Origin of the sequence: Marinobacter manganoxydans MnI7-9 (genome assembly GCF_000235625.1) — a bacterium.
Taxonomy (GTDB): Bacteria; Pseudomonadota; Gammaproteobacteria; order Pseudomonadales; family Oleiphilaceae; genus Marinobacter; species Marinobacter manganoxydans.
On the sequence record NZ_AGTR01000056.1, the window covers coordinates 1 to 5,704 of the forward strand.

Sequence of the window (5,704 nt, forward strand, 5' to 3'; positions counted from 1 at the left end):
AGGCAGTTCCTGATCAGGTGAATAGGGGCGGAAGGTGGTTCCCATCGGATTCTCCGGTGCTGAAGAATTTTTACGTATTATGCCAGAAGGTGGCTCCTGCCGCGCAGACTCCTAGCCAAGTCTTCCCAACCCTGGGAATGTTGCTAGCCTCCACAAAGCTAATTGAATTATCTGGCCGGTTAAAGCCATCGCACCCAGCACTAAGGGCCTAAATCGCCTATGTGATATGTCGTCAGATCTTATTGGCCCCTGGCAGTGTTCCGGCGAGCCGGCCGATCCCTCCTGGTATTGGCTGGCTTCACCTTGACCGAAGCTTGTACTATCCTATAGGCAGACGGTCAGAATCTGGCCCGGTCAGCGGGGGACACCTGCTGACGCAATCGCAGTTCCCAATTACTCGACGGACGGAGAACACCATGAAACGACTGACACTTGTTGCTACTGTCATTGCCGGTCTGCTTTCCATGCCGGCCCTGGCGGCGGATCACGATCAGCATCGCGATGCAAAGCATCAGGAGCAGGACCAGAAGAGAGCAGCGGCGATGCAGCAGAATATGGAAGAAATGCAGGCGCTGATGAGCCGGATCAAACAGGAGCAGGACCCTGCCAAGCGCCAGGAGCTGATGCAGGACCATATGAAAGCCATGCAGGAAAACATGCAGATGATGCATGGAGACATGAAGGGCTGCATGGGAATGATGAAGGAAATGAAGGGGTCGATGAAGGATCAGCCGATGAAATCGAAAGGGGCGGAGAAATCCGGCCATTCCGGCCATTGAGGTCATCAAGCCCTTATCCTTCGCGCTGATATTCGATCTGTTGTAAAGGTGACCGTCCAGGCGGTCACCAGAAACCGCCTTAACTCCTTTGTCTCCGACATGTTGCCAGTCCTGTCTAAGACATAAGTCGTAAGCCCTCTGGATTTTCAGCTTCGTTTCAGGTTTCATTGGTTGCGGCCTGCCTGCAATCAGGAGTTTGGTTGCCCTGCTGTATGCGACACGGCGGAATGACCGACCATCAGGTCCGTTTGCTGAGCTCTTCTGACGACTAATAAGACGACTAATAATAGGGATCACAATGAAGCAACTGAAACTTAAGCGCAGCCCGCTTTAACTGGCGATTCTCGGAGCAGCCGCAGTGTATGCTCCAAACCCTGTCATGGCGGCCGAATTTGATTTTCATGGCGACATGAACAACCGGTTTCAGGCCTACACCAATCAGAGGGATTGGTTCAGAACAGGAAACTCGGGTGGCGGTACGCTGAAAGACAGCGATCCCACCGAGACTTATGGTGAAATGAAATACCGGTTCTGGTTCACCGCCGCCTCTGACGATGGAATGGTCAAGGGCGTGTACGCAACCGAAATCGGCGGCATTCGCTTCGGCGAGGGTTCAGGTGGCGACTTTTCCGGTGACGGTGTAAATGTCGAGACTCGCTGGGCTTACGTCGACTTCGCTTTGCCCGATACCGTTGATCAGCGTCTGAAAATCGGGTTGCAGCCGGTTTCGGTCAACGCCAATGTCTGGAATGAGACCGCAACCGCTGTGGTGCTGACCGGGAAGCTTCAGTCTGGTATTGACTATCAGCTTCTGTGGGGGCGTGGTGACTCCACCAACGAGGGCGCCAACGACTCCCCGGAAGACGAGGGCTGGGATGGCGCTGATAACTTTGCGCTGAACCTGGATAAGCACTTTTCGCCCAACCTGAACGCCGGAATTTTTTATCTGTATCAGATGAACAATCAGGTTGCAGAGGGGGTCGGCGAAATCAATAGCAGGAACTACGAGCTGAAGCTGATTGCTGATAACTCGGAATACTCGGTGTTAAACCTGGGTGCGACCTTCGACTACAACAGGGAGACGTCGGCAGGCCGGCTTTTCCTCAAGGGTACCGCCATCGCCCAGACGGGAACGATAGAAGGTGTTAACTTCAACCCTATAAACGGGGCTGTGAATCCGAACACCAGCTATGACCTGTCCACCTTTCTGGGCCGTGGCGAGCTTGGCCTGCAGTTCGGTCCCAATACCGTCACCTACACAATGGTGTATGCATCAGGGGACAGCAATGAGCAGGATTCCAATTTCGATGCGTTCATCTCCACGGACGTCGATCTGACGGACAGCATGATTTTCCAGGAAAATTTCACGGACGATGATTATTTCGCCGAGACGCCTTATATCCTGGATAAGGGCTATTTCCTGAATAAGATCCAGCTCGATCACAAGGTCCGGCCTAACCTGAAGCTCAGTGGAATGCTGGTGTACAACCGGCTGGCGGAAGCCATTACGCTGGCTGACGGGAGTTCATCAAAAGATCTGGGCTTGGAGTTCGGTGGACGGGTGAGCTATCTTCCGTATCCGTCCCTGGAAATTGCGGCGGAAGCGGCTTATCTGCTTGCGGGAGATGCAGTGGATGCACTTGAGGAAGGCGCGCTTCAAAACGGCCAGAGTGATAAGGACATTGTGCATGTTGCCGGCCGCGTCCGGTATAAGTTTTAACTGACCAGAAGGTGCGAAGCCGACGCTTCGCACCTTATTCCTTTCGAAGAGCCTCTGTATGACGAATGTAATCAGCTGTGCCAGCGTCCGGATCTTTCGTTTTGTCGTTTTAATTGTTTTTACAATAACCGGACAGCTCTGTTTCGCAGCTGAGCGCTTCGATCCTTTTGTTTCCGCGATCAGCCGGATCGACAAGGACGAAGGTCTGGTTTACATAGACCGGCACAATAGTGTCGCGGGGGTGGGGGATGTTTTCGTTACGGCAAAACCCGTTCAGAACGGCGATGCCAGTTTGGTCGGTGACCGCCGGTCCGTAATCGGTATTTTACGGATTAATCCGGAAGAATTCGTTGGCAAGCTGCTGTCCGGGCCCATGCCTGGTGTAAATGCCGTTGTGGAGAGGTTTGGCCCTTTGCCGGCCGTAATTAAAAGTACAACCGAAAAAAGCGGGCCCGTGGCAGAAGAACTGAAATCCATGTTTCCACGCCTGGTCTGGGAAAATGAGGAAAGCAAGGCAGAGCCCTCTCTGACGTTCGAGTTAATAAGCAAGGGCAGGGTAGTTGTCACCTATGACCAAACCTGGCTGGTCGGGATGATTGATATCGGCGCAGCTTCATACTCAAAGGAAGAGAGTTTTCGTGTTGCGGCAGAGGCGGAGGCCGAGCTTGCTCTTGAGTTGCCGGGCCGGGCAGGTTCGATTGCGGTCCATGAAATCCCGGGGCGTTATGTCGTGGCACTGGAAGGCAAGCAGACAATCAGGTTTTTTTCGGGGCGCTCCGATGGCTCTGTAAGCGAAATCGCCGTGGTTGATATTCCACGTGGCGAGAGAATCATTTACATGGACTGGTATAGCAGTGCCGGTGAGCTTTATCTGCTGGTCAACCAATGGGATGATTACCGGGTGTCAGGTTCTGTTGTCAGGCTTGACGGGGACCGAGCCATGTTGGTCGGGTTTTCGCCATTGATGATGGGCGTGCATGATACCGACCTGGATGGGCGGAGTGACACCATTCTGGGGCAGTCCTATACGGCAGAGCACGGCTTCGGGTCAAAGATTTACACGGTTATGCCGGGGCAAGAGAAGATGGCGGAAAGCGCCAATGACACATTCAGCGCCCTGACGCCGGGTTTCAGGGTGTTGGGCTCCCGGGTTCTGGGCAAGACAGACAGCGGCGATCTGGCTTTTGTAAGTGCGTTTGACGGTAAAGCCTCTGTGTATTCCGGCAATGGCCCGGAATTGCAGCTCAGCTACGATATGGACCCTCTTGTCAGCTCGGAAATCCGGTTTGAGGTAAACCCGGAACTGATTTTCAGTCCGACAAGAACCCTGTCCCTGGGTAACCCGTTTGTCGGCGGCACTGGAGGGGCGGATAGGGTTTCGCGCCCCATGGTGGGTATTGCGCAGCGCCCGAGCCCTGCGGAGGCCGCAGGTCCCAGGGATGTCGTCGCTATCGACTGGCTGGACGCAAACCCGGGCTCGCCATCGGTTCTGGGAAGATCCAGGGTATCCATACCCCGCTCGGCGAAGCCGGCCTATGGGAGCGGCGGGCTGTTCTTTTTCTCGGTAGGAAGCCGAGGTGGAGATAGTAAGGCCGGGGAAGGCGCAACAAGGCTCTACCGGCTTCCAGCCGACCTGGGACACTAGCCAAGCCTTCCCAACACGGGAAAGGTCGACAGCATCCAGGTGGCGAACCAGGTCATCTGGCCGGTTAGCACCATTATGCCCATGATGATCAGCACCAGGCCCGCCAGTGCCCTTAGCGGCCTGCTCCAGCGGCTGAATCCGCGCACTCGCTTGCGAAAATGCTCGATGAACAGCGCGGTTCCGAGAAACGGGAGTGCCAGGCCGAGCGAATACACCGCTAGGTACAACATGCCCGTTTCTGCGTTGGCGTGGGTGGAACTGAGCGCCAGTATGGCTCCGAGTATCGGGCCGATGCAGGGCGTCCAGCCGACGGCAAAGGCGATGCCCAGCAAAAAGGCCACAGGCAAGGGAATGTCGTGGTGGCTAGAACTGATATCTGGTTGAAAGCCGTACTGATAATAGCGCTGACTGTCACACTCCTTTTGGGTGTATTTGCGCAAGTGTTTGTAGGGCCGTTTGCATGATGGCCGAAGCCCATTATTTATTGCCGAGAGTAATCACCGCCCTGACGTCTGAGATCAAGCCAGCCTCTATAGAGCCAACGCAAACCAAAGAGCGAGACTGTTGGAACGATAATCCACTGCGCGAGAGGGGCGATACCTGTGCCAAGGAAGGGAAACAGGGGCATAGAATCATTGTAGCTCCAGCGCTGGCCTGCGCCTGTGGCCCAGGCTTCAAAGACTATGGTTATAAGCAGACCGGTAGCAAAATACGCTCCTAAAGCATGGCGGCGCCACCGCCCCTGTATCCAAAAGCCATCTTTAGTTGCCGCTGCGGCGACGCCATAGGCAAATAGTGCAATATTGGCATCGCCGATTGCCGCCCGCGTGCACAGCCAGACGACCGCACCATGGGACGCCTCCATCATCCCTGTAAAGAAAGGCACCTGGATCATTTCCCAAAAAAATGCAGCAAAAAGCTGACAGACCAGATTAAAAAAACAGGAACCAGCCTCTACGTGATGGTCGACGTGAACAATGCATAATCTATCCAGCCAATCTAATAACTTCAGGCAGCCGAAGTTGAAATCGCAACCCTTCATCGCAGCGGCCTCCTGACCACCCGATAATTCGGAAATGGCCAGAACCGGTCCACCCAAAAACAACGGCAGCAGCAAGGAGATAACTCGTCGGTTCATTGCGGCCATCTCGATTTCATGCGCCAAATGGTCGGATTGCATGCTTGGCGCCCAGTATGCCTTTCAATAGTGAGCAATCATAGCACCTCTCCAAGATGGGCGCTGGGGGCGAAATAGCCTCTTTGATGCGTCGTCAGGTCTGACAGTCTGACGGGTGGGGATGTCAGTACGAAAATCGGGAAAATGAAATTTAGCTGAAAATTCAGGTTCGTTTCAGTTGACCACTACAAGCTTTGTGCGTCAAGATTAAGTGCCGTTTAACTGGCACATCCATATTGAGGCAATAAATCGTTGTCGGTATGAAAATTAAAATAAGGAGTTTCAGGTGAGCAAAATCTTCAAATCAATAAGCGCTCCGCTGGCGATAGCTTTAGTAGCAACACCGGCGTTGGCCGCGGAGCCGGTCGGGCGTGCGTCACCAA

The 5,704-nt window shown here is 54.2% G+C and carries 5 protein-coding genes; 3 read left to right on the forward strand and 2 right to left on the reverse strand.

Translation table 11 applies throughout. The features are described 5' to 3' along the window. Positions 1 to 416 precede the first annotated feature (416 nt). The 3 genes from KYE_RS14005 to KYE_RS14015 all read left to right on the forward strand — a co-directional run bounded on the left by KYE_RS14005 (position 417) and on the right by KYE_RS14015 (position 4,144). Positions 417 to 779 (forward strand): hypothetical protein, encoded by a 363-nt coding sequence (locus KYE_RS14005; RefSeq protein ID WP_008174513.1) that lies wholly within the window; start codon positions 417 to 419, stop codon positions 777 to 779. Between the two features lie 358 nt (positions 780 to 1,137). Beyond that, positions 1,138 to 2,499 (forward strand): hypothetical protein, encoded by a 1,362-nt coding sequence (locus KYE_RS14010; protein ID WP_227497843.1) that lies wholly within the window; start codon positions 1,138 to 1,140, stop codon positions 2,497 to 2,499. Positions 2,500 to 2,557: 58 nt separating this feature from the next. Then, complete coding sequence (locus tag KYE_RS14015; RefSeq protein ID WP_008174516.1) at positions 2,558 to 4,144, forward strand: hypothetical protein; 1,587 nt, start codon at positions 2,558 to 2,560, stop codon at positions 4,142 to 4,144. Here KYE_RS14015 and KYE_RS14020 read toward each other — a convergent pair. Continuing rightward, the gene (locus tag KYE_RS14020; protein WP_319795863.1) at positions 4,141 to 4,518 is read right to left on the reverse strand and encodes a cytochrome c biogenesis CcdA family protein; all 378 of its coding nucleotides are present in this window, start codon (positions 4,516 to 4,518) and stop codon (positions 4,141 to 4,143) included. The genes KYE_RS14015 and KYE_RS14020 overlap by 4 nt on opposite strands. Before the next feature lie 107 nt (positions 4,519 to 4,625). Further along, positions 4,626 to 5,324, reverse strand: a complete 699-nt coding sequence (locus tag KYE_RS22005) for a hypothetical protein (RefSeq protein WP_008174521.1) — start codon at positions 5,322 to 5,324, stop codon at positions 4,626 to 4,628. Positions 5,325 to 5,704: the final 380 nt, after the last annotated feature.